Source organism: Saliphagus sp. GCM10025334, from assembly GCF_042663485.1.
Lineage (GTDB): Archaea > Halobacteriota > Halobacteria > Halobacteriales > Natrialbaceae > Natronosalvus.
This window is the reverse complement of the sequence record NZ_JBHTAF010000001.1, coordinates 1,177,111-1,199,046: the sequence shown is the minus strand read 5'-3', so window position 1 is coordinate 1,199,046 and position 21,936 is coordinate 1,177,111. Positions and strand designations below refer to the sequence as shown.

Annotated in this window: 21 protein-coding genes; 7 read left to right on the top strand and 14 right to left on the bottom strand. The window is 61.2% G+C overall.

The genetic code is table 11. From position 1 onward, the window contains the following. Window positions 1-119: 119 nt before the first annotated feature. The 6 genes from ACFQO4_RS05605 to ACFQO4_RS05580 all read right to left on the bottom strand — a co-directional run bounded on the left by ACFQO4_RS05605 (window position 120) and on the right by ACFQO4_RS05580 (window position 5,798). Window positions 120-869 (bottom strand): ABC transporter ATP-binding protein, encoded by a 750-nt coding sequence (locus tag ACFQO4_RS05605; RefSeq protein ID WP_500259963.1) that lies wholly within the window; start codon window positions 867-869, stop codon window positions 120-122. After that, entirely contained in the window at window positions 866-1,678 is an 813-nt protein-coding gene (locus tag ACFQO4_RS05600; RefSeq protein ID WP_500259962.1) for an ABC transporter ATP-binding protein, read from the bottom strand. The genes ACFQO4_RS05605 and ACFQO4_RS05600 overlap by 4 nt, the downstream gene beginning before the upstream one ends. Beyond that, window positions 1,671-2,786, bottom strand: a complete 1,116-nt coding sequence (locus tag ACFQO4_RS05595) for a branched-chain amino acid ABC transporter permease (protein ID WP_500260466.1) — start codon at window positions 2,784-2,786, stop codon at window positions 1,671-1,673. Before ACFQO4_RS05595 ends, ACFQO4_RS05600 begins: the two co-directional genes overlap by 8 nt. A gap of 67 nt (window positions 2,787-2,853) precedes the next feature. Then, complete coding sequence (locus ACFQO4_RS05590; RefSeq protein WP_500259961.1) at window positions 2,854-3,783, bottom strand: branched-chain amino acid ABC transporter permease; 930 nt, start codon at window positions 3,781-3,783, stop codon at window positions 2,854-2,856. Between the two features lie 9 nt (window positions 3,784-3,792). After that, window positions 3,793-5,109 carry an ABC transporter substrate-binding protein gene (locus tag ACFQO4_RS05585; protein WP_500259960.1) on the bottom strand — a complete coding sequence of 439 codons (1,317 nt, stop codon included), beginning with the start codon at window positions 5,107-5,109 and terminating at the stop codon, window positions 3,793-3,795. Window positions 5,110-5,336: 227 nt separating this feature from the next. Next, window positions 5,337-5,798 (bottom strand): hypothetical protein, encoded by a 462-nt coding sequence (locus ACFQO4_RS05580; protein ID WP_500259959.1) that lies wholly within the window; start codon window positions 5,796-5,798, stop codon window positions 5,337-5,339. 460 nt (window positions 5,799-6,258) lie between these two features. Between ACFQO4_RS05580 and ACFQO4_RS05575 the strand changes: the two genes are divergently transcribed. Together ACFQO4_RS05575 and ACFQO4_RS05570 are read left to right on the top strand one after the other, a co-directional pair. Continuing rightward, window positions 6,259-7,194: an ROK family protein gene (locus tag ACFQO4_RS05575; RefSeq protein ID WP_500259958.1), complete on the top strand. Its 936-nt coding sequence runs from the start codon at window positions 6,259-6,261 to the stop codon at window positions 7,192-7,194. Window positions 7,195-7,322: 128 nt separating this feature from the next. After that, entirely contained in the window at window positions 7,323-8,081 is a 759-nt protein-coding gene (locus ACFQO4_RS05570; protein WP_500259957.1) for a proteasome assembly chaperone family protein, read from the top strand. Between the two features lie 130 nt (window positions 8,082-8,211). Here ACFQO4_RS05570 and ACFQO4_RS05565 read toward each other — a convergent pair whose 3' ends face one another. Continuing rightward, on the bottom strand, window positions 8,212-11,007 hold the full coding sequence (locus ACFQO4_RS05565; protein WP_500259956.1) for a M14 family zinc carboxypeptidase: 2,796 nt from the start codon (window positions 11,005-11,007) through the stop codon (window positions 8,212-8,214). Window positions 11,008-11,460: 453 nt separating this feature from the next. On the opposite strand from ACFQO4_RS05565, the gene ACFQO4_RS05560 reads away from it, so the two are divergent. Continuing rightward, window positions 11,461-12,018 (top strand): YqaA family protein, encoded by a 558-nt coding sequence (locus tag ACFQO4_RS05560; protein ID WP_500259955.1) that lies wholly within the window; start codon window positions 11,461-11,463, stop codon window positions 12,016-12,018. Between the two features lie 42 nt (window positions 12,019-12,060). Next, window positions 12,061-13,065, top strand: a complete 1,005-nt coding sequence (locus ACFQO4_RS05555; RefSeq protein WP_500259954.1) for an aldo/keto reductase — start codon at window positions 12,061-12,063, stop codon at window positions 13,063-13,065. A 52-nt stretch (window positions 13,066-13,117) separates the two neighbouring features. Here the strand turns inward: ACFQO4_RS05555 and ACFQO4_RS05550 are convergent, their stop codons facing one another. Then, window positions 13,118-14,356: an RNA-guided endonuclease InsQ/TnpB family protein gene (locus ACFQO4_RS05550; RefSeq protein WP_500259953.1), complete on the bottom strand. Its 1,239-nt coding sequence runs from the start codon at window positions 14,354-14,356 to the stop codon at window positions 13,118-13,120. 351 nt (window positions 14,357-14,707) lie between these two features. On the opposite strand from ACFQO4_RS05550, the gene ACFQO4_RS05545 reads away from it, so the two are divergent. Continuing rightward, window positions 14,708-15,031 (top strand): winged helix-turn-helix domain-containing protein, encoded by a 324-nt coding sequence (locus tag ACFQO4_RS05545; RefSeq protein WP_500259952.1) that lies wholly within the window; start codon window positions 14,708-14,710, stop codon window positions 15,029-15,031. A gap of 32 nt (window positions 15,032-15,063) precedes the next feature. Here the strand turns inward: ACFQO4_RS05545 and ACFQO4_RS05540 are convergent, their stop codons facing one another. The 4 genes from ACFQO4_RS05540 to ACFQO4_RS05525 form a co-directional block, all read right to left on the bottom strand. Next, a complete protein-coding gene (locus tag ACFQO4_RS05540; RefSeq protein WP_500259951.1) occupies window positions 15,064-15,531 on the bottom strand; it encodes a response regulator in 468 nt (155 codons plus the stop codon). A 117-nt stretch (window positions 15,532-15,648) separates the two neighbouring features. Beyond that, window positions 15,649-16,371, bottom strand: a complete 723-nt coding sequence (locus tag ACFQO4_RS05535; RefSeq protein WP_500259950.1) for a winged helix-turn-helix transcriptional regulator — start codon at window positions 16,369-16,371, stop codon at window positions 15,649-15,651. 745 nt (window positions 16,372-17,116) lie between these two features. Continuing rightward, window positions 17,117-18,082 (bottom strand): transcription initiation factor IIB, encoded by a 966-nt coding sequence (locus tag ACFQO4_RS05530; protein WP_312911656.1) that lies wholly within the window; start codon window positions 18,080-18,082, stop codon window positions 17,117-17,119. Window positions 18,083-18,790: 708 nt separating this feature from the next. Then, a complete protein-coding gene (locus ACFQO4_RS05525; protein WP_312911727.1) occupies window positions 18,791-19,000 on the bottom strand; it encodes a hypothetical protein in 210 nt (69 codons plus the stop codon). 811 nt (window positions 19,001-19,811) lie between these two features. On the opposite strand from ACFQO4_RS05525, the gene ACFQO4_RS05520 reads away from it, so the two are divergent. Together ACFQO4_RS05520 and ACFQO4_RS05515 are read left to right on the top strand one after the other, a co-directional pair. Then, entirely contained in the window at window positions 19,812-20,330 is a 519-nt protein-coding gene (locus ACFQO4_RS05520) for a hypothetical protein (protein WP_500259949.1), read from the top strand. Then, window positions 20,327-20,839, top strand: coding sequence for a DUF1643 domain-containing protein (locus ACFQO4_RS05515; protein ID WP_500259948.1), 513 nt, complete (start codon window positions 20,327-20,329; stop codon window positions 20,837-20,839). The genes ACFQO4_RS05520 and ACFQO4_RS05515 overlap by 4 nt, the downstream gene beginning before the upstream one ends. Before the next feature lie 331 nt (window positions 20,840-21,170). On the opposite strand, the gene ACFQO4_RS05510 is transcribed toward ACFQO4_RS05515, so the two are convergent. Together ACFQO4_RS05510 and ACFQO4_RS05505 are read right to left on the bottom strand one after the other, a co-directional pair. Beyond that, window positions 21,171-21,329 carry a hypothetical protein gene (locus ACFQO4_RS05510; RefSeq protein ID WP_500259947.1) on the bottom strand — a complete coding sequence of 53 codons (159 nt, stop codon included), beginning with the start codon at window positions 21,327-21,329 and terminating at the stop codon, window positions 21,171-21,173. A gap of 392 nt (window positions 21,330-21,721) precedes the next feature. After that, on the bottom strand, window positions 21,722-21,904 hold the full coding sequence (locus ACFQO4_RS05505; protein ID WP_500259946.1) for a hypothetical protein: 183 nt from the start codon (window positions 21,902-21,904) through the stop codon (window positions 21,722-21,724). Between the last annotated feature and the right edge of the window lie 32 nt (window positions 21,905-21,936).

Below are 21,936 nucleotides of genomic sequence, written 5' to 3'. Positions count from 1 at the left end.
ATGAACTCGAGAGCTACGGCTGATCTAACGGGTGAGAAACGCAGTGTGAGCGCCTGCGATTGTAGGTGCGGGGCCAATCGATGTGGTCAGCCGCCCAGCGTAGCGGGGAATCGAGGAGATTAGCCGCCCAGGTAGAGCCTACCGACCTCGTCGTCCTCGAGCAGCGCGTCGGCGCGGCCCTCGAACCGGACGCTACCCTGGTCGAGGACGTAGCCGCGGTCGGAAATACCCAGTCCCTTCTTGGCGTTCTGTTCGACCATCAGGATCGACGTGTCCATCTCGTTGACGGTCTGGACCTCGGCGAACACGTCGTCGGCCGTGTTCGGCGCGAGTCCGGCCGAGGGCTCGTCGATGAGGAGAACGTCGGGCTCCATCACCAGCGCTCGAGCGAGCGCGAGGATCTGGCGCTGGCCGCCCGAGAGGTTCCGGGCTTTCTGCGTGCGCTTTTCCTCCAGAAGCGGGAATCGCTCGTACAACTCCCCGAGTACCGGCCCGAGGTCGTCGTTTCGAGCGACGCCCCCCATCCGGAGGTTCTCGGCGATGGTGAGCGAGCCGAAGACGTTCTCGGTCTGGGGAACGTAGCCGATTCCCTCCCGGACGATATCTTCTGGAGCCATGCCGCCGATGTCCTCGCCGTGATAGCGGACGGTGCCCGTCCACGGCGTCAGCATCCCGAAGGCCGTCTTGAGGACGGTCGATTTCCCGGCCCCGTTCGGGCCGATCAGGCAGACGATCTCGCCCGAATCGAGGTGCAATGAGCAGTCGTCGAGTACCTGCACTTCGCCGTAGCCGCTGTCGACCCCCTCGAGGCTGAGGACGGCGTTTTCGGCCGCGATCGTCCCATCCTCGAGGTCTCGAGTCGCGCTCACGCGCCACCACCGAGATAGGCGTCGATGACGCGGTCGTTCGCGCGAATCTCGTCGGGTCGGCCTTCCGTGAGGACGCTCCCCTGATCCAGGACGATGATCGGATCTGCGAGGTTCATGATGAACTCCATGTCGTGTTCGATGATCAAGAACGTGATTCCCTGGTCGTTGAGCCGCTCGATCTGGACGGCTAGCTTGTTCGCCAGCGTCGGGTTCACTCCGGCGACCGGCTCGTCGAGCAGCAATATTTCGGGCTCGGCGAGCATCGCCCGAGCCAGTTCGACCAGTTTCATCTGTCCGCCCGAGAGGTCCGTCGCGGGCTGGGTCGCGAGATGATCGATCTCGAACTCCTCGAGGATCCGCTCGACGCGCTCGATGTTCTCACGTTCAGCCTCGCCGACCCTCGAGGGGGCGGTGAACAGCTCGAAGAACGACTCGCCGGGCTGGTTCTGGGGCCCGACGAGCATCGCCTCGCGGACGGTCATCCCCTCGACCTTGCGGGGAGTCTGGAACGTCCGGATGAGGCCGTGGGTGGCGACCTCGTAGGGTTCTAACCCAGTGACGTCGGTACCGTCGACGGTGACCGTCCCCCCCTCGGGCTCGTAAAAGCCCGAGATGAGATTGAAGATGGTCGACTTGCCGGCCCCGTTCGGCCCGATGAGGCCGGTGATCGAGCCGCGTTCGACCGCGAAGCTCGCGTGGTCGGTCACCTGCAACGCGCCGAAGGACTTCTGGAGGTCCTCGACGCGGAGGAGAACGTCGTTTTTCGCCATGTGGGCGTTCGTTCGAGCGTTGGCTGTGGATTCACTCATCGATTTCACCGCCGTTGGACTGTGGCACGCCGCGATCGGGTCGGGACGGTGCCTCGCGACCGATTGCGCTCGGCCAGATCAACTCTCGCTGCGGCGGGAGAATTCCCTGTGGCCGGAATCGCATGATCAGGATGATCAAGAGGCCGATCATCAGCAGCCGCAACGGTGCCGCGTCGAGGGGCAGCCAGGAAATGTCGTTCGCGAACCGGGCCCCTTCCCGGATGGCGACGACGACGAACCCGCCGAGCAAGGCCCCGCGATTCGAGCCGCTGCCGCCGAGAATAACCGCGACCCAGACGTAGAACGTCGTGATCGGATCGAGGTCGCCCGGGTTGACGAAGAGGTTGAGGTGAGCGTAGAAGACGCCCGCAAGCGCCATGATGAGACTGCCCAGCACGAACGCCTGCATCTTGTAGCTGTACGTGTTCTTCCCGAGTGCCTTCGCCAGGTCCTCGTCGGCCCGAATCGTGCGCTGCAGTCGCCCCCACGGCGAGCGCTGGGCCCGCCGGAGGATCAAAAACGCCGCGCCCAGAAACCCCAGCAACAGCGTCACGTTGAGCAACTGGCGCCAGAACGGCGTCCCGAGGATTACAGGCGATCCCGGGACGATGGCGATCTCGAGACCGGGCATCCACTGCGGGAACTCGCCGAGGAGCGGCCACCCGTCGAAGAAACTGGGAATGCCGCGAATCCCGGCACTGCCGTTGGTCCACTGGCGTTCGTTCTGCAAGACCAGCCGGAGCACTTCCGCCAGTCCGAGTGTGGCGATAGCGAGGTAATCGGCCCGTAGACGAAGCGTCGGGATGCCGATGGCAACGGCGACAATCGCGGCCAGCACTAGCCCGATAGCGAGCCCGAAAATCGGATTGAACCCGCCGGCGATCGGCGAGTTGCTCCCGGTCATCAGCGCCGCGCCGTAGGCGCCGATGCCGAAGAAGGCGGCGACGCTGAAGTTGATCAGACCGGTGAACCCCCACTGGCTGTTGAGTCCCAGCGAGAGCAACGCATACATCCCGCCCAGTCCGAACAGGAACAGAAAGTACGAGGCGCCGAGAGCGCCGGTGAGAAGTGCGATCACCAACCCAAAGACGAGGACGCTCAGCGCCATAGTGAGACGCTTTTCCGCGTTCGTCAGATTCGACCAGTAAGCCCCGAAATCGAATCGATCGGTCACGTCAGATCCCCTCCCCGCCCGCGGTTCCGTCGCCGGCGATGCCGGTCGGACGAACGAGCAAGACGACGACCATGATCACGAACGCGACCGCGGGGCCGTAGTCGACACCAATCGGGATGCCTACGCGAGAGAGCAGCGGTGTCATCTCGACGACCATGCCGATGAGAAAGCCCCCGAGCATCGCGCCGTACACCGAGCCGATCCCGCCGAGGATCACCGCGGCGAAGATAACCAGCAGGACGCTAAATCCCACCCGCGGCGTCAGGGCGTTGTAGAGCCCCAGGAACGCGCCGCCCGCCCCCGCCAGTCCCGCGCCGAGGACCCACGACCACAGCTTGATCCGGTGGGTTCGGATGCCGCTGGCTCGAGCGAGGTCGGGGTTGTCGGCCATCGCCCGCATCTTGCGCCCGAGATCGGTGTACTGGAGCAGGACGTGAACGCCGACGACGAGAACGAGCGCGGAAATGACGATGGCGAGGTCGTGGGGGGTGACCCGGACGCCGTAGGCGATCAGCTCCTCGATCGGCCGCTGGGCGGGAATGTCGAACTGGTTCCGACCGGCACCGAAGCCGAGTTGGATCAGCGCCCGGTAGACGAACGCAACCCCGATCGAGGTGATGAGGAGGCCGATGGAGCCGATGTCCAGGGGCTCGTAGACGATTTTCTCGGTGATAATAGCGACGGCGGCGGCAACTGCAATGCCGACTAGCAAGGCGACGAAAAAGCCGACTGGCAGCGCGAGGACGGTTGCGCCGAGGCCACCGATCGCGCCGAAGGCGACGAACGCCGCGTACCCGCCGACCGTCATGGTATCGCCGTGGGCGAAGTTGGCGAAGCCGGCGATGGAGTAGATGATCGCGAGGCCGATGCTCCCGAGAACGATGATGCTGCTGTAGACGACGCCGTTGGCCGCAAATTCGATGACAGACATTGGATGGGACTACGACTGCCGGAACTCGATCGCCTCGTAGTCGTGGTCCTGGACTTCGAAGACGACGAGACTGCCCCGCGGGTCGCCGTTCTCGTCAAAATCGATCGGTCCGCTGACCCCCTGATAGTCGATGTCAGACGCCGACCCGCCGTCGGCCAGGATCGCGTGAGCGTCCTCGTAGGTGAACACCTCCTCGCCCTCGGGACGCGTGACGTCGCGGACGACCTCGCCGAGCGCCTCGCCGGAGAAGTCGTCGGCAGCCGCGATCGAGAGCGCGGCCGTCACCACGCAATCGTAGGCGAAGGCCGACCAGGCCGTGGGGGCCTCGTCGTACTCCTCCTCGAAGGCCGCCGCGAAGTCCTGGTAGTTGTCCTGGTCTTCCGGGGCTGCCGGCTCGACGAGTTTCATCCCGTCCATGCTGCCTTCCGGCGTGTTTTCGATGACGGTGTCCCCGCGGTTCGAGTCGGCACCGTAGAGCTGTGGTTCGTACCCGCTCTCGAACATATCGGTCACCATCGTCGCGAACTCCTGCTGGTAGGTGATACAGAGCCACGCCTCGGCCTCGGAGCTGTTCATCTCCGAAACCAGACTCGAGTACGACGCTTCCTCGGCGTTGTGGGCGCTATCGTAGGCGATCTCGCCCTCGTAGGCCTCCTCGAACGCGTCGTAGAGACTTTCGCCGAACTCGTCGTTGATGTACGTGACTGCGACTTCGTCGTAGCCGTCCTCCGCGATGATGTCCGCGAGGGCGATCGATTGTGTTCGCCCGCTCGGGGACATTCGGAGCAGTCCGGGGAAATCCGTCAGTCCGAGTCCCGTCGAGTTCTGGCTCAACTGGACGACCTCCGTGTCCTGGATCACGCTCTCGTAAATCGACAGCGAGACGCCCGATCCGACCGCGCCGATGAGAAACGGCACGTTGTCCTGGTTGACCAGTTTCTGGGCGGCCGAGACGCCGGCCTGACTCTCGCTTTCTGAGTCCTCGACGATGATCTCGAGTTCGCCGCCACCGACTCCCACCTCGTTGACGTGCTCGAGCGCCAGGTCCTTCGCGCGCTGGTTTCGTTCGCCGAAGTCGGCCAGCGAGCCGGTCAGGGAGTCGACCATTCCGATCTCGTAGACGTCTCCGTTGGCGTCCCCGTTGCCGTTGCCGTTTCCGTTGCCGTTTCCATCGTCGTCGCCGTTCCCATTGCCGTTTCCGTTCCCGTTTCCATTGCCCTCCTCGTCCGTCGTACTGATGCACCCGGCGACAGCTGCCACCCCTGCAGCTCCAGTGTACGTAAGCACCTTCCGACGACTCGGTCGTAACGTGTCATCTATTGCCATATCTATCGTAGTAGTTTCGAACAAGATGTCTTAGCTTTGACCCCCTAACCACGGGCAACCAATCGACTATCTTCCCTAATCTCGTATTTCGCGTTCGACACACTCGAATCAGACCGGCGTGACTCGTACGACGCGTTCGAGCACCACGCCCTCGAGGTGACCGGGGGATCGGCGTCTCCTGAGTGCCTGAAACGGACGTGCGTTACTGTTGTGCGAGGGGCCACCGATCAGGCGAACGCCGCGTACACGAGCAGGCTCACGAGCCCACCGAGGATCGCCGCGCTGAGAAACAGCAACGACGGAGACGCCAGCGTCGGCCGTGCTGGCTCGCCAGTTCCCGTCTCCCGCCACGGATCCAGCACGTCCGCGATTGTGTACACACTCACCGCACCCAGGAAGAGCGCGATGGCGCCGAATACGCTGGCATCGTACCGTGCGCGGACGAACGGCCGGTCGAGGGTGTGGTGAAACGCGAACAGGTCGGCCCACGCGGTATTGTGGAAGGCCTCGAGCTGAGCCTGGTGCACCGGCGTAACGTGGTAGATGTCCGGACCCAGACCCCAGATGCCGCCGATCACGACCAGCCACAGTGGCCACCGTCCGTCGATGTCGTACCGGGCCGCCAGTGGCGCTGCCACGAGGAGGACGAGCGAGGCACCGACGAGGAAGTGAACGATCGCGGGGGCCATCTCGAGACGTGACTGTGCGGCCGTCGGCCGTAAGTACGAGCGCCGTAACGTGGAGTCATCGGTGGTTTACGGATCGCTATGGTCGGTTACGCTGTTCGTTCCTGCGTTCGGAAGGATCTACAGCTTCTCGCTAGTTTTGCGGAACGAACGGGGTAATAGCCTGTTAGAACGATCGAGCAGGGAATCGATCCGGGCTCGAGTGAACAAATCTCTCTCGCTGACTCTGGCGCTTCGGTCGCTTTCGTGCTTTCTACCTGAGGTACCTGGCAGAACCGCCTCGAGACTCGTAAACTCGAGTCCCGACGGGAACTGTCTCACTAACGAGTCACTAATGAGGTCAATTAGGCGTGAAATTCCTCAATTCGACGCCTACGCCGGTGGTTTGGGGAACGATGTTCTCGACGCTCACACCCGCTTAGTATCAGCATACCTTTACCCCCTTACCGATTTTTCGAGTCCAATGGATCGGATAGCCGTCTTTGGCATTGGCAGTACGAATTTTCGCTCCGTTCTCGGATCGCCGTCTGAAGGATTCCTGGAGGAAGTCACGACCGAACCGACACGACCGTACGAACTCGAGACCCAGACGCTCGAGGCACTCGAGCGCCTGGCCGCAAAGGTGGACGGCGACCTCGACGCGGTCGGCATCGCCACGGCCGGCCTCGTCGACGACGCGGGCACGGTCTTTTCGTTCGACACGCCTGGCGGGGAGACCGTTCCGCAGGTCCGACTCGCCGAGCGAATCGAGGCGTCGTTCGGCCTTCCGACGGCGGTCGCGAACGACTGTACCGCCTCAGCACTCGGGGAATACGCCTTCGGCGCCGGCGCAGACGGGGACTACCGCACGGTCGCCCACGTCACCTTCGGAACCGGAATCGGCGGTGGTGTCGTCGAGCGCGGGCACCTGCTCCGGGGCGAACACGGTCACGCCGGCGAGGTCGGCCTGCTACCGATCGTCGCAGACGGGGACCTCGAGAGCTGCGGCGTGCGCGGGGCGTGGGAGGCCTACTGCTCCGGACGAGGAATCGAACAGTACGTTCGCTCCCTGCTCGCGGAGGAGTCCCGGGAGACGACGCTCGATCACGAGACCGTGACCGCCGAGGCGGTGTTCGAGGCCGTCGACGCCGGCGACCAGGTTGCCGAGGACTTCCTCGAGCGAATCGGCCGGCTGAACGCCGCGGGCCTGGGCGGGATCTGTAACGCCCACGATCCGGGGCTGGTGACCGTGGGTGGCGGCGTCGCGCTGAACAATGCCGACGTCCTCCTCGAGACCATCGAGACTCACCTCGACGACTATCTGTTCGTGGATCGACCCGCGCTCGAGGTGACGCCCCTCGGGGACTTCATCGGGCTGTACGGGGCGCTGGCCCTAGCCGACCGAAACGGACGGAAGTGAGGCGCCGAACGCGTTCTCGCCGTTTTCGAACCCTATGGGGCACTGCTGGATCGACCTTCTGGAGACTCGTCGAGTGGCCTGTCTCGTCCCCCCACGCATATGTGACGGGCTGGTATAGTCCACCAGGTATGACGCCAACCCCTGACGGAGTCGAATTCCACCGGTCGTCCGACCCCGACGCGGCGCAACCGACCCTGATTGAGGGACTGCCAGGACACGGGCTGGTCGCTTCGATCGCGGTCGATCAACTCACCGACCAGCTAGGACTCGAACAGTACGGAGCGATCCGGTCCGGTTCGTTTCCGCCCGTCGCCTCGTTCGCGGACGGACTCGTCCAGGACACTGTTCGCGTATACGGCGGGACGGATCCCGACGTCCTCACCCTCCAGAGCGACGTGCCGATCCCGGAAGACGCGTTCGCCGACCTGAGCCGGTGCGTGCTGGACGAACTGGCCGACGACTTTAGCCGGGCGATCTTCCTCGCCGGGGCGCCCGCCCAGTCCGAAGAGCAACGGGGGGAGGTCATCGGCGCCGCGACGACCGAATCCTTGCGGGACGAACTCGAGGAAGCGGGCGTCGAACTCGCGGCGGACTCCGGGGCCGTCGGCGGCGTGACCGGCGCACTCGTCTCCGGGTGTCACCAGGCGGACGTGCCGGCAGCACTTCTGCTCGTCCGTGCGGATCCGCGAGTCCCCGACCCGGCCGCGGCGCGGTCCGTCATCGAGAACGCGCTCGAGCCGCTCGTCGAGTTCGACGTCGACACCGACGAACTTCGCGAGCAAGCCGAGGAGATTCAGCGCCAGAAACAACAACTCGCCCAGCAGATGCAGCCCCAGGGTCAGGACCAGCAAGAAGAACCGATGCAGGCGCGGGGAATGTTTCGATAACGCTGGATCTCGGAACCGTCCTCGCGATGTGCCCGTCCTGTGAGGAGGTACCCCAGCTCTTCAGTCAGTGTACGATTTCCGGTGGTAGCCACTTTTCGGCCACGGCGACGAAGAAAAGGAGGAACGACGCCTAGTCGTCGCTGGTCGGCACTTCCTCCCCGTTCACGAGTCGGCGCTGCCGGTGGCCGAGCGCGTTCATCAACAGCGTTTGCCCGAAGAAGGAGGCGGTGTAGTCCTCCATCCCGAACGGGTGTAGCTGCGTCTGGGTAGCTGGCGGCAGGAGGCTCCCGATCACGTGGACGGCACCTACTTCACGGCCGTTCGTGATAGATCCGACCACGGCCGGCGGGTCGTCCGGGACCGGGGCGAACACGTTCTCGTGACAGTACCCTGCAACGGTCCCGCTGGCGCTTTCGAACGCCTCCGGATCGATGACAGTCATCGGAGAGGCGCCCGAGAAGTCACCTGGATACCCGAGCGGTGAGGGCTTCCACAGTTCTCGCTGGATCTCGCGCGTCCCGGAGAGCAGCGGGTGCTCGAGATTCTTCTCCGTGAGTTGTGCGACGTACACCTCCTGTTCGGTGATCGCCGCGGCAGAAAACTCAGAGACGAGGTCGTTGTCCATTGACGAAAGCAGCTCGACGCCGGTGTCCGTCAACACCACGTTTCCGCCCGCATCGACGAACCGATCCAAGGCGTCCACGTACGCTTCGTCGCCCTTCCCGTCCGTGTGGATGACGACGAGATTGTCGTAGGCGAGGGTATCACTGTTCCCCTCGAAAAGCGCCCCGTTACGAACATCGGCCACGCTGATCGGATCGACCACCGTATTGCCAGTGCGCCCGCGACCGTTGCCTCCGTTTCGGCCGCGTGCCCGGTTGGAGCGACCGTCTGTCCCGACGACGTCGACGTAGTCCTCGAAGAAATCGAACGGCGTCGATTCGTACGTCCGCTGCTCGTAGCCGAGGACGTCGCGCGGATCCGGCGTCTCGACCCCGGACCCCTCCGACAGGACCGTATCGACCGTGACCACCACGGCGTTTCGATCCGTCCCTTTCAGGTTCTGTAGTTCGATCGTCCACTCACCCGGCGTCGGCTCGGCGATGAACCACTCGACGCGTTCGCGCTGTTCGCGTAGCTGGTTGGCTCGCGCGACGACCGATCCGTCCGGGTCCCGTAGTGTCGCCTTCAGATAGTCGATTTCGGGGTCCAGGGTGAACGAAACGCTGTTCGTTCCCGGAGCGACTTCGGTCGTCACCGTCTCCGCATCTCTGTCCACCGTGACCGTGGTACGCGTTCGGTCCGATTCCGCGCCGACGAACGAGAGCGATTCGGACGTCCGCGTCAGGGCGTCACTCGTCACGTAGGCCGTCCTCGTCCCGTTCGTTTCGACGTCCACATCGACATCTCGAGTAGCGTGTCTCGCGAGTTCGCGCAATACGATGGTGTAGGCGGTGACGTTGATGTCGATCAGTTCCGGCACCGCCGGGTCGACGCTCGGCAGTTCGTACGCCATGGTCTTCACGTCGAGTCCGCCCATTTCGCTGGACTGGGACATCCATCCCATCAGACTCCCCGTCGTGGTGTATCCCAGTGTGGAGAGAAGCGTACCGTACTCGAATGGAACTGTCGCCACGTCCGAGCTCTCGTCCTCGTCCAGGAAGTCGAGAATCGCCTGTCTCCGTTCCTCCAGGAGCGGGCCCACCCGCTCGTCGAACTGTGGCTTGATACGGCGATTGAGTTCGTACGCGGCGTTGAGATGCTCGAGATCGTACTCGCCGTTGATGACGAAGCCGTAGCAGTACGTCTCGGGCCATCCCATATTGTGGAGGTCGACGCAGTACTCGAGGTTCTGGTAGCTCCGGACGTGTTCTGCAATCGCCAGTCCGTCCGGCATGTTTTCCGCGATTTCCGGGGGAACGTCGGCGTCGATGCCGGGCTCGTCGTCAACGAGGTTTGCGCCGTCGGGTTCCGACGGATAATTGCTCGGACTGATCCAGCCTAGCGTGGGGTACTGTCGATTCGTGTCCCCGACGCCCGCATTTCCGCGGGTTTTCTGGTCGAGGTACGCTTCTATCGAGTCGTCCGCCGTTCGCGTGTACTGCGGTTCGCCCAGCAGCCAGCCGTCCGGGTTCGGGAAGACGAAGACGAGCGCAACGTCGTCCAGAACCGCCTCGACGTCGGGATGCTCGCCGGTCAGGAGCCCCTCGATGAATCTGGCTCCTCCCTCGACACCGGCGCGTTCGTCCCCGTGGATCGACAGTACCGACATCGCCTTCGTCTTTTCCTGGAACGTCTCCTCGTCGCGAACGTCGTTCGTGATCTCCGCGATCCAGACGTCTTCCCCGTCGGTCTCTTCGAGATAGTGGTTGTAGAATCCCGGTGACTCACCGATCGGGTAGGCGCGCATTCGGTCGCTGTGGCGGTCCGCGAGGTGATTCAGGCCGGCGACTGCTTCTTCGTACCCGATGTGGTCGACGCTCTCCATGGCGTCCGGGAAGACGACGCCATCGGGGTAGCCCTCGAGTCGCCAGAACGGATTGGCGCCGTGGGTGAACTGCAACCGGGTTACGGACTCGAGCCCGACGACCGTCTCCACGTCGGAGGCCGTCAACTCCGCGTAGGCCGCTGGCTCGGGGTCGGTCGTCGTCCGTACGTCGATCCCCGCCGCTCGCAGGTCTTCGAACCCGCTCGCGTTCTCGAGGCGAATAAGCGTCGAGACGGCGTAGTCGTCGGGCGTGTGGATGACGACAAACTCGTAAAACTCCGTCAGCTTCGCCGACGAAACGCCCCCGGCGGCGACGCCCGGAAGCGCGATCGCGCCGCCAGTTATCGCCGCGAGTCGCGTAAACGCTCGACGCGAAATTGGGCTGTCAGTGAAACGATCCTGTTCGATCGGTTGTTCTTCGGTTGGAGTCCCTGTCATGGTGCGCACTACGGCGAATCTCGGTCGATGATGGCCGATTCGCCAAACGGGGGACGCCTTCGTCAGGACATTATTATAGTATGATTAAATGATATAAACGCGGCGTTATACAACGTTTTGAAATATCTGGAACTCGCGATGTGAGTTTTCAGGGATCAAAATTACGCGGATCGTTCACCGCTCGCCGAACGTGTACGAGGAGCAAGCAAACCCTCTGATCACGGTGAATGCGCGTCGCCAATACACGCCATACAACGACAACGCCGCGGGAATCTCGCCTAGCGAGTCGAACCGTTACAGACACGGAATCGTATCCGACCTCGAGAGCTGCGTTCTCGACCTGTGGCACAAAATGTGTGTGAACGGGGCGCACGACCGGAGCGCGCATCGACAGGTTCGAGTCGATTGGACGCGAAGCGAGTACAACGTTCAACGTACGTCCCACAAAGCCGCATGATACACCTGACACCGTTCTTCGCAGCCGAACTGTCGCTCGCGATTGGCGGAAACCTCGAGGCGGTCGTCGAGTCGGCGACGGGCTGGCCCGGAATGGGTATCATATTCGCTTACTCGTTTCTGATTGCGTTCGTCCTTCCTGGACCGAGCGAAATCGTCCTGCTCGCTCCCCTCGATCTGGGGCTTCCTTCGTGGGCACATCTCTCGACTATCATGCTCGTGAGCGCACTCGGAAAGGCCGCCGGGAGCGTCTTCGCCTTTCACATCGGCCAAGAGGTCAAACAATCCGGGCCGATCGTTCGCTGGGTTCGGCACTCGAGATGGGACGTCCTGGAGTGGTCGGAGAAACGATCCACTCAGCTTGCACGGCGATACGGATACGCCGGTCTCGCGTTGGCGCTGTCGGTCCCCTTTTTCCCCGATACGATCTCGATCTACGCGTTCGCGGTCCTCGAGAAGAACTACCTGCGATTCGCGATTGCGACGTTCGTCGGCAGTCTCGGGCGGCTTCTCGTGACCGCTGGACTCGTCGGCGGGGCATCGGTTGCAGTCTAGCCAATGGAACCCTTAACACGCTCGCAGTGGCAGTGACACTGTATGCACTACCGACGACTCGGAACGACGGGACTCCAGGTCTCGCCGCTCTGTCTCGGCACGTGGCGCTTCGGCCAGGAATCGAACGGGGTCCTCGAAACCGATCGCGAGACGGCTCACGACCTGCTGTCGGCGTTCGCCGATCGGGGCGGGAACTTCATCGACACTGCCAACGGCTACGGCGATGGGGATTCCGAGCGCTGGATCGGCGAGTGGCTCGACGAGCGCGACCGCGAGGACTACGTCATCGCCTCGAAGTGCTTCTGGTCGACCGTCTCGCGCTTCCAGGAGAACCTCTCGAAGAAGAACGTCCGGGCGGAGGTCGAGGGCTCGCTCGAGCGCCTCGGGACGGACTACCTCGACGTGCTCTACCTCCACCGGTTCGACGACGAGACGCCGGTCGAGCAGACGCTTCGGGCCGTCGACGACCTCGTGAGCGACGGCAAAGTCCACTACGTGGGCCTCTCGACGGCCGACGCCTGGAAGCTCACGAAGGGGCTGTGGAAAGCCGACGTCAACAACTACGAGGCGTTCACGGTCACTCAGCCGCTCTTCCACGCGGCCTACTACGAGGACGTCGCCGAGTACCTCGACGTCTGTGCCGACCAGAATCTGGCGGTCTGTTCGTACTCGCCATTGGCTGGGGGTTTCCTGACCGGCAAGTACGAACGCGCCGGTGAGGACACCTACGACCTGGACGCCCCGGAGGGGACACGCGCCCAGCTCGACGACCGCTTTCTGGATTACTACGTCTCCGAACGAGGGTGGCACGTCCTCGAGATGGTCCGGGAGATTGCCGACGAGTGCGACGCCTCGCCCGCCCAGGTCGCGATTCGCTGGTTGATCGACCAACCGGACTTCGACTGCGTTCCGATAATCGGCGCGCGGACGGTCGATCAGCTCGAGGAGAACCTCGGCGCCCTCGAGGTCGACCTCTCGGACGAACAGTTCGATCGCATCCTCGAGGCGCGTTACGACGATAACGGCAAGTTGTACAGGACCGGATAATCAACTTCCCCGGCCTGAAGGCCGGCGTTTGTCGGTGAACTCCCGGTCTGGCCTATGAAGAGGCAGGCGTGAAATCGCCGTTCCCGTTCAGCGTTCCCGACTTCAGGGCGAGTTGATTGGTCGCCCCTCCGACCGGAGACTTCTGCCCCGATCGGAGTAGTTTCGTTGCAACGTTCTTCGCGGCGTTGTAGTCGGCGTGAACCTCGTAGCCACACTTCTGACAGCAAAAGTCCGCTTGTGACGGTCGGTTCTCGCGGAGTGTCGTCCCACACTTCGAGCAACGTTGGGACGTGTACGCCGGATCTACCTGCTTCATGCGAATACCGAACTCGGCAGCTTTGTACTCGACGTATTCGTAGAGACGCCGGAACGCCCAGCCGTGAAACGCTTTCGCGCCCGGCATCCGCTCTCGAATGTCTGTCAGGTCCTCGAAGGCGATCACGGAGCAGTCGTGTGCGATAGCCTCTTGGACCAATGCTTTCGAGATTCGGTGCAGTACGTTGTTGTTCCAACGCCGTTCTCGATCCCCCATCTGCTCGATGGTTCGGTGTGCCGATTCCGTACCGGTCTGTTGCAACGATCCACGGATGCGTTCATACTCGTCTCGGCGGTGGTTGAACAGCCCGCCGGAGTAGAACGTCCCCGTGCTGGTGACGGCGATATTCTTCAAGCCTAAATCTACGCCGAGAACCGTTCCGTTCTCGGCATCTCCCAACTCCGTTTCCGGCTCGTCGCGTTCTACCGTGACGTGAAGGTAGTACTCGCCGTCGTCTCGTTCGTAGTGCAGCGTCGCGCCTTTCGGTTCCCATTCGTCGCCACCGAGATACTGCCGTTGCGGGCAGTCTCCGTCCGGCGGGTAGACGAACTCCGCACGAACACGACCGCCGTAGGCCGCGAGCGTGCAGTAGCCCGGTTCGTCGCCGTCCGTGAAGTACGACACCGCATTGGTGTTGTACATCATTGTCGGGGCGGTGAACGTTGGCTTGCCGGCTCGTTTGCCGGCCTTCATGCGTTCGACCGCGCTCCTAAGACTTTCGGATGCGAGATTGACCGCACCGATACACAGGTCCGAGTGTAACTCTGTGTCCTCGCGGATCTGTTTGTAGGCGAGTGACTGAAGGCGCGTTCTGGATGTGATAACGTAGCCGTCCTCGTCGCGTTCCCAGCCCCGATCCGCGAACCGTTGGGCAACCTCTCGGAACGTGAGCATCGTCCGCTTGAGATCGTCCCGCCGGTCGCCGGGGATGGAGAGTTTGACGCGGGCGGTACGCTTCAATGACACATGCCACATGTGGTTGTGTAGTATTATATGCATTTGGGAGTTGGCCGGCTGTCAAACGGCGGTTGCGGAACGGAGCGTAGGCGATTCCCGCCCGTCGTAAACGGCGAGACTCCTTCGCTGTTGAAAGGTGGCGGACGCCGGAACGCGATTCGGTTTTTGAACGGTGCGACGCAGACGGTCGTAAACGTGTTCGCAGTCGGTCTCGAGCGGTCTCGAAATCGAGAACGTATTGCACGGCGTCAACCGCTACCAAGCGTGTTAGGAGTGTGGATCACCTCGTCGAGTTCGATTTACAGACTCACATCGTGCGACAGCGACGAAGATTGAAGCGAGGCGACGGTGTCGAACTACCTGTATCGCATGCCCGACGACGTAGCGTGGATGGACCCGTCCGATCGCCCGATTCTGGTCGAACTCGCGACGCATCTCGGGTGGGTCACTCCCGAGAGTCTCTCGCTCAATCTGCCCTACTCGGCCTCGCACGTGACGAAACGGTGCCGAACGTTCGAGACGCACGACCTGGTCGTCGCCCACGACGAGGCGACCGCCTACCGCATCTCGAGGCTCGGTCGTCGCCTGCTCTTCGAGAACGCGTCCATCGCGGAGTTAGCGGGGGACGGAAACAAACGGAACGCGGACGGTGAGACGACGCTCGAGTTCACTGACGAAACGCTCGAGGACTGATCGCGTCGAGAGATGACTGCCCGGACCAACCGTCACTCTTCTCGTTCTTCCGCCCAGCCGACCGAGAGCCAGACGGATTCGAACGTGCGAACGGTGTCGATGAAGTCGTCGGGGTCGACCGGCTTCTCGAGATAGGCGTCGGCCTCAGGGACGATCGATCTCACGAAGTCGTGTTGCGCTTCTGATGTCGTCAGGACGATGACCGGAAGCCGTTCGAACTCGGGCTCAGATCTAAGTTTCTGGAGAACTTCGTCGCCGTTCATTCGTGGGAGGTTCAGATCGAGGAGGACGACGTGGGGCCGCGGCGCATCCTTGTACTCACCACGCTGGTAGAGAAAGTCGAGGGCGCGAACGCCGTCGTTCACGACGTAGAGCGTGTTCGCGATTCGACCGTCCTTGAAGGCCTCTTCGGTGAGACGAACGTCGCCGGCGTTGTCTTCGACGAGCAAGATATCTGCCGACTTATGAAAGGAGGGCAACTGATTATTAACGATTTTCATCGCGTTATCCCTCCATGCCCGGACGTTCGAATCCGTTTGATATGGGCGTTCTGACCAATTCTTCAAACTCGACAGGTAACGGTCATTAAACGAGGTAGTGGAGGGACTGACTCTTCGTCAATCTGTCCACTGTCCCAGCTCTGATGTCGTTTCGAATTCGTCACGGGCCTCTGGTGCCAACCGTGAAAGTACCGTCGTACTACCACGTTCCTGTTCGACCAGCCCTTTGGCCTCTAGGCGTTCCAGATGGTGTGACACCGTGCTGTCAGACCGATCGACTTCGTCCGCTAGATCCGTCACACTGACGGGTTCGAGGCGAGCGATCGTCTCGAGGATGTCTCCGGTCGGTTCGTGGGTGAGCGCGGCACGAATCTGGTTCGTGTCGCTTCCGGCGGGATAGTACCAGAGCTTCCCGAATACCGTTACGGATGCGAGTAACTCCGCCTGTTCGAGTACCTCGAGGTGATACCGAAGCGTCGAGCGGTGAAGGTCGTGGGACTCCCGAAGATCACCGAGGTACATTCCGGCCGTCTGGTGGACCGTCTCGTAAAGCTCCTGACGGACGTCGTGATCCAGCGGATCGGAACTCCTGGAGTGGGCGTGTCCAGCCAGAAAGACGATAGACGTGACCGTGGAGGACGATATCGAGAGCGTCGTCTCGGACGACGTGCTATCGACCGTGTCGGGGGTGGGCTCGATCACCCCCGCATCGTTACGACTGTGTGTCGTGGGTTCGCTCGTTGATTCTCCGACGACGATCCCGGTCGCCGCGAAGCTGTTCAGGACGAGGATGATTCCGACGGCTGCGATCAGGATGGCCCGGGTTGGTCGAGTGAGCATAGGTTCTGCCGTTCGATCGTCGTTGTTCGAATCGGATCAGCGGCGGTGCACACGGGCAGACCCGTGGATTTCGATCGTCCGTGGACGCTGCCGGGAGGTGAGCGACTTTTACCGATACTGTGACCGGTCAATGTCGTTAGCTAAAAAAAGCACACTTACTTCTGCCGGATTTTCTGAGACGTTCTTACTTGAGACTACGGACAAAGCTGGCAAACGTGTCGGCGAGTTCGCGTGCCCGTTTGCCGGAATTGAGTACCGTAAAGCGAACGATGACCGTGTCCTCCCCATCCGTGTGACGAGCGCTCTCGAGTTTTTCGGTCCCCTTCCAGACCCCGGAGACCTCGACCAGCCCATGCTCTCTGTGAACGTACGTTTCTCCTTGTTCAATCTCCCGATAAGAACCGGCTCTCACTGTGGATTTGGGCCTGTTTCCAGAACTATTGGCTGCTGTCCTCCGTTTCGTATTATCCGCGGCTCGCCCGTTTTCACTCAGATTGGTAGGGCCTCGCGAATTGCTCATCAATGTGCGCTATTTCAAAATCATATTTAAATCCCGAGAACGATGGCGTAGGATTGCACTCACTCGCGCTCCGTTTCGCCAGACGATACGGTTTTAGGGATGGTTGAAGCGATTCCAGAATCGAACCATCAGCAACTGATCGACACGGGTGGGGCCGCTATTCGAGGAACGCTCCTGGTGCAGGTCTGGAACTACCCTGTTGGCGAACAACGAGGCAGATTTTGGTTATTCGTGAATGCCCATCGCGCTAATCTGCTCCTGGTATCGGTTTCGAATCGTGACCTCGGTCACCTGGGCAACGTTGGCGACTTCCCGCTGGGTCTTTTTCTTGTTACAGAGGAGCGCCGCAGCATAGATGGCGGCTGCGGCATATCCCGTCGGTGACTTCCCCGATAACATCCCCTTCTCGGCCGTGGTGTCGATAATCTCGTTGGCCTTCGATTGCACTTCTTCGGGCAACTCGAGTTCCGAACAGAAGCGAGGGACGTACTTCTTCGGATCGACGGGCTGCATCTCGAGACCGAGTTCCTTCGAGATGTACCGATACGTGCGGCCGATCTCCATCCGGTCGACCCGCGAAACGGCGGCAATTTCGTCGAGGGATCGCGGAATCCCCTCCATCCGACAGGCCGCATACAACGTACTCGTGGAGACGCCCTCGATGGACCGTCCACGAATGAGGTCCTCCTCGAGCGCGCGTCGATAGAGCACACTCGCGACCTCACGGACCGAGCGCGGAACGCCCAGGGCGGAGGCCATCCGATCGGTTTCAGAGAGCGCGAACTGGAGGTTTCGCTCACCGGCGTCCTTCGTCCGGATTCGCTCTTGCCACTTCCGCAGGCGATTCATCTGGCTACGCTTTTCCGAGGAGAGTGACCGTCCGTAGGCGTCCTGGTTCTTCCAGTCGATCGTCGTGGTGAGGCCCTTGTCGTGCATCGTCTGCGTCGTCGGCGCGCCGACGCGGGACTTGCTGTCGCGCTCGGCCGCGTTGAACGCTCGCCACTCCGGCCCCCGATCGATCGTCTCCTCTTCCAGAATCAGTCCACAGTCCTCACAGCTAATCTCGCTCCCGTCTGCGCTTCTCGAGAGCGACGTCGACTCGCACTCCGGGCAGGTTCGAACACCTTCTTCTCCAGTAGTTTCGCGTTCTGTCTGATTCGTGTGCTCTGTCTGGGAAGTCAGGCGTTCCATTACCTCTCATTATTCCTCGAGAGAGTTAAACACTGGGTGGCCGCGAGCCAATCTTGTACGGTCGGTAGTGATGCGACTATTGGGGCGTCTGCGGGAGATGAGGACGAAGAGGCTGCAGACGATGCGATGACGATCACGTTCACTGACGGATCGCTCGAGAAGGGATTACCTCGAGACGGTGGCGTCGCCCTGAGGAGACTACGTGCTACGTAATATTGGTTCGTAAAAGTATGGATTAGCGTGGGAGACTCAGGCCAGCCATCGCACGCGGCTCGGGTAGCGGAGGGTCGGATTCACCCCACGACTAAAGTCGTGGGCTTTCGCCTCGAATCTGTGTAATCCTGATTCGGATCGGCGTGCCTCCTTCGAACGTTCTGACCTCGACCAGCCGATCACTCACGTCAAGGAGCGGTTCGTCCTGCAGTTCGTCAATGTCGACGACTCGACCGAACGCATTTCTAGTGCGAGATCACACCTCATCTATAACTTGTTGACAGCGGTATCTAGATACATGGCACACACTCCAGAACTCCCTGAAAAGTACGTTTGCACGCAGTGTCAGGTAATACACGCCGGTACGGTGTCTGAACAAACCGATAACGGTCACCAGTACGATGCACCTGCAAAATGTGGATGCTGCGGTGCAACAGAGCTGGTCGCCCAAGAAAATTGGCCACATTTCAATCGGTAACTGGGCTCCGACGTGGATCAACCACGATCTGTATCGATACTCTTTAATTCGAACCAGACCCCGATCAAAGCGGCTACGAAAACGACGAATAGGATAGCCATTCCGACGTTTTGTCCCCAGCCAGTAACCTGCGGTAGTAGGAATCCACCGACCCATCCTATGAGGACGCTTCCGAGGGTGACCGATGCCATCAGGAGTATCAAAAGCCGATCGGAAAACTCACTCATACCACGCTTTTGCTTCTGACAGCGATAAACAGGCAGCCTGAATTGGCTAAACAGAGGCAAGCTAGCCAGATAATTTGAATTCCTTATAATACTATGTGGGTCAGGGTACAGAGAACAACCTTACTGTCGAAATCTGGTAATGGAGCGTGGTCGCGATGAATGAGCAGTCCTCGAGCGGTAGTGAACGACAAGAGGAGCCGTCACCTACTATCTGTGAAGGCTCATGCCCGACTACTATTGCCACTCGTGTAAGCAGAAATTCTCCGACGATAGCGAGAACAAGTACAATACGTACGAGTTCACACGTTGCCCGCGCTGCGGTAGCGCGAAGACAACACTCGCGTGTTGACATCCACCCACGACTGAAGTCGTGGGATTCCTTCCGTGGGACAGCAGGCCGTTCCTGTGTCTCCGGAAGCGATATTCCCACCGGGATGGTGGTACTCTGGTTTGTGCGCGTATGCGTCAGGCCTCAGCTGAGGCGTGGTGTGCTTGGGTATCTGCTTACACCGCACGGGACGTGCCATCGCCCTTAGTCCCTATCGGGAGAGCAGGCCGTTTGCAGCGCAGGGTTGCTTTTTGTTGATGGAGACCCCGATCCAACTCCAGTTTTCGCCACGAGTCCGGCTTACTCAAACGTAAGCTGTCAGCCTGCTTAATTCTCGTGGTTTGTGCCGCGGGTTGTCGGATTCATCCCACGACTAAAGTCGTGGGCTTTCTCCTCGACTCTCTGTAACTCTGCACCGGTAGGTTTTGGCAGAAATCACCGATCACTCTACATGGGCACTGATCGTTCAGGGAGTGACGACCGATGACCGCCACACCTCGAGAGGGAACCCGGCTCAAGGTCGACGACCCGGGCCACGGCAAGTGGTGCGGCGTCGAACTCCCGTCGCTACTCGTCGACGGCCCGATTGCCGGCGGCGACACTGACCATCCACCGGCCGAACTCTGTGGCAACTGCAAAGGCAAACAGGTCCTCACGGCGGCCGAAATTAAACGCCGCGCGGAAGCCTGTTGCCAGCCGGTTCCCGAGATCGACCCGGCACACATCGAGGACTTGAGCATCAGTCACACGGGCGAGCAGGGGACGATATACACCTATGGCATCTGTTTCCAGGCCTACAGTCGACGCTTCGAGGTACTCGATCGGGACAGTGACGACATCGCCGAGTTCGCATTCAGTTACGGAATGGAACCGGAGTGGTGTGTCGATCACGACGCGGTCCCGGCGGACGTTATCGAGCACGTCATGGAGATCCTGACGCCGCTCTCGCTCGAGATCGATCCTCATCTCGTGTCTGAGGAAACGGACGGTGATTCACAGTGAGCGACTCGCCGATCCCCCGAGACGACCGCAATGGCGCGGTTCTCAGCGACGACAGTGTCTATCGATACCAACTGTGGCGGGCGTGGGACGCCGAGAAACCGACGCTGGCGTTTCTCATGCTCAACCCGAGTACGGCCGACGCGACCGAGGACGACCCGACGATTCGGCGCTGTCTCGGCTTCGCGAAAGAGTGGGGCTACGGCTCGCTCGCCGTGGTGAACCTGTTCGCACTTCGAAGTCCCGACCCCGCCGCCCTTCTAGAGCACGCCGATCCCGTTGGCCCGGAGAACGACGATCACCTTCAGGCCGTCTGCGAGGAGGCCGAGACGGTCGTCGCCGCGTGGGGCGCGAACGGCTCGCTCCAAGGGCGGGCCAGCGAGGTCGCTAGGCTCCTCGAGGGCGACCTCCATGTGCTCGACACGACGAAGAACGGTCATCCGGTGCATCCGTTGTATCAGCCAGCAGACGCCGAACCAGAGCTATGGAGCGCGTCCGAATTGGGGGGATAAGGCGGTGAACAATGAGTAACGATACAAACTCGAAGCGGACTTCTCGAAACCTCTCGGACTCGTCGTAGTGCTGTTACTGGTGTTCTTTGGCACCTACTCGATCTACCAAGGAGGCGCCCGAATGGGGTGGGTGGCAATTCAATTCACTCTACTCCTGGGCTTTGCGGTCGGTCACCCGTGCGAGCAGACAGACGATTAACAGCCATAGCTCGCTCACGGCGACACGAGTTCACGACTTACTGTGGCTACCGGCGCGTCGGCTCAAGCACCAACTCGCAAACGAAGTCGAACAGATGCGGATTGGTGACGGTGAGTAACCCCTCGAGCGAGGTTATTCAGGATTGCCATGCTCCTCCGATTCCCACAGAGTGGCGAGTTCTTCGGCCAATTCAGGCGGCCGGTGTTCATTCAGCAAGTGCTGTTCAACGTCTTCGTCAGAGTCCATCGGGTCATTACACAGATGGCAAAACGCGTCAGCTTGTGATGCCATATCGTAATTATATGATAACCAGGGAAAAGGCCCTCGCCGGAAGCCAGTATTTCGGTCTGGTCCTCGAATTTCTCGCAGGTGGTTCGAGTGCCTGAAACCGACCGAAAGGATGCCTTCGAAGAGGACGAGTGCCGATACTGTGAGAAATCACTCTCGGTCTGGGAGGACGTCTTGAAGCGCCATATGAGGATACTCGAGTCAATGTCCTTGAGTGTACGCTAGCTCTGACAGTAGTCCCGAACTCCCCTGAATACGACGGGAAAATAGTCTTCACTCTCACTAGCGGAGTCGGAAATGGTCTGAAATCCCCCAGGGATACAGACCGTTAGGCATCGAAGCGGACGAAAATCGCACCATCATAACCCGGCCACTCCCCAGGTGGCCGTCCTCTGTCACCGATCCACGTACCGGAACCCTCGAGTCCCCGGCTTACACGGCACCTCCTCTTCGCAAGGCTCGAGTGGCTCGAACCAGAGGCGGACGTGCTCGACGTCGATCACGGCGTCGCGAGCGTGGACACGCTGGCCGTCGGTGAACAACACCTCCGCGCCGGGCCGGTCTGTTGTGGTGTCCAATCGACGGTCCGTGGTTAGATTTGTTACGTAAG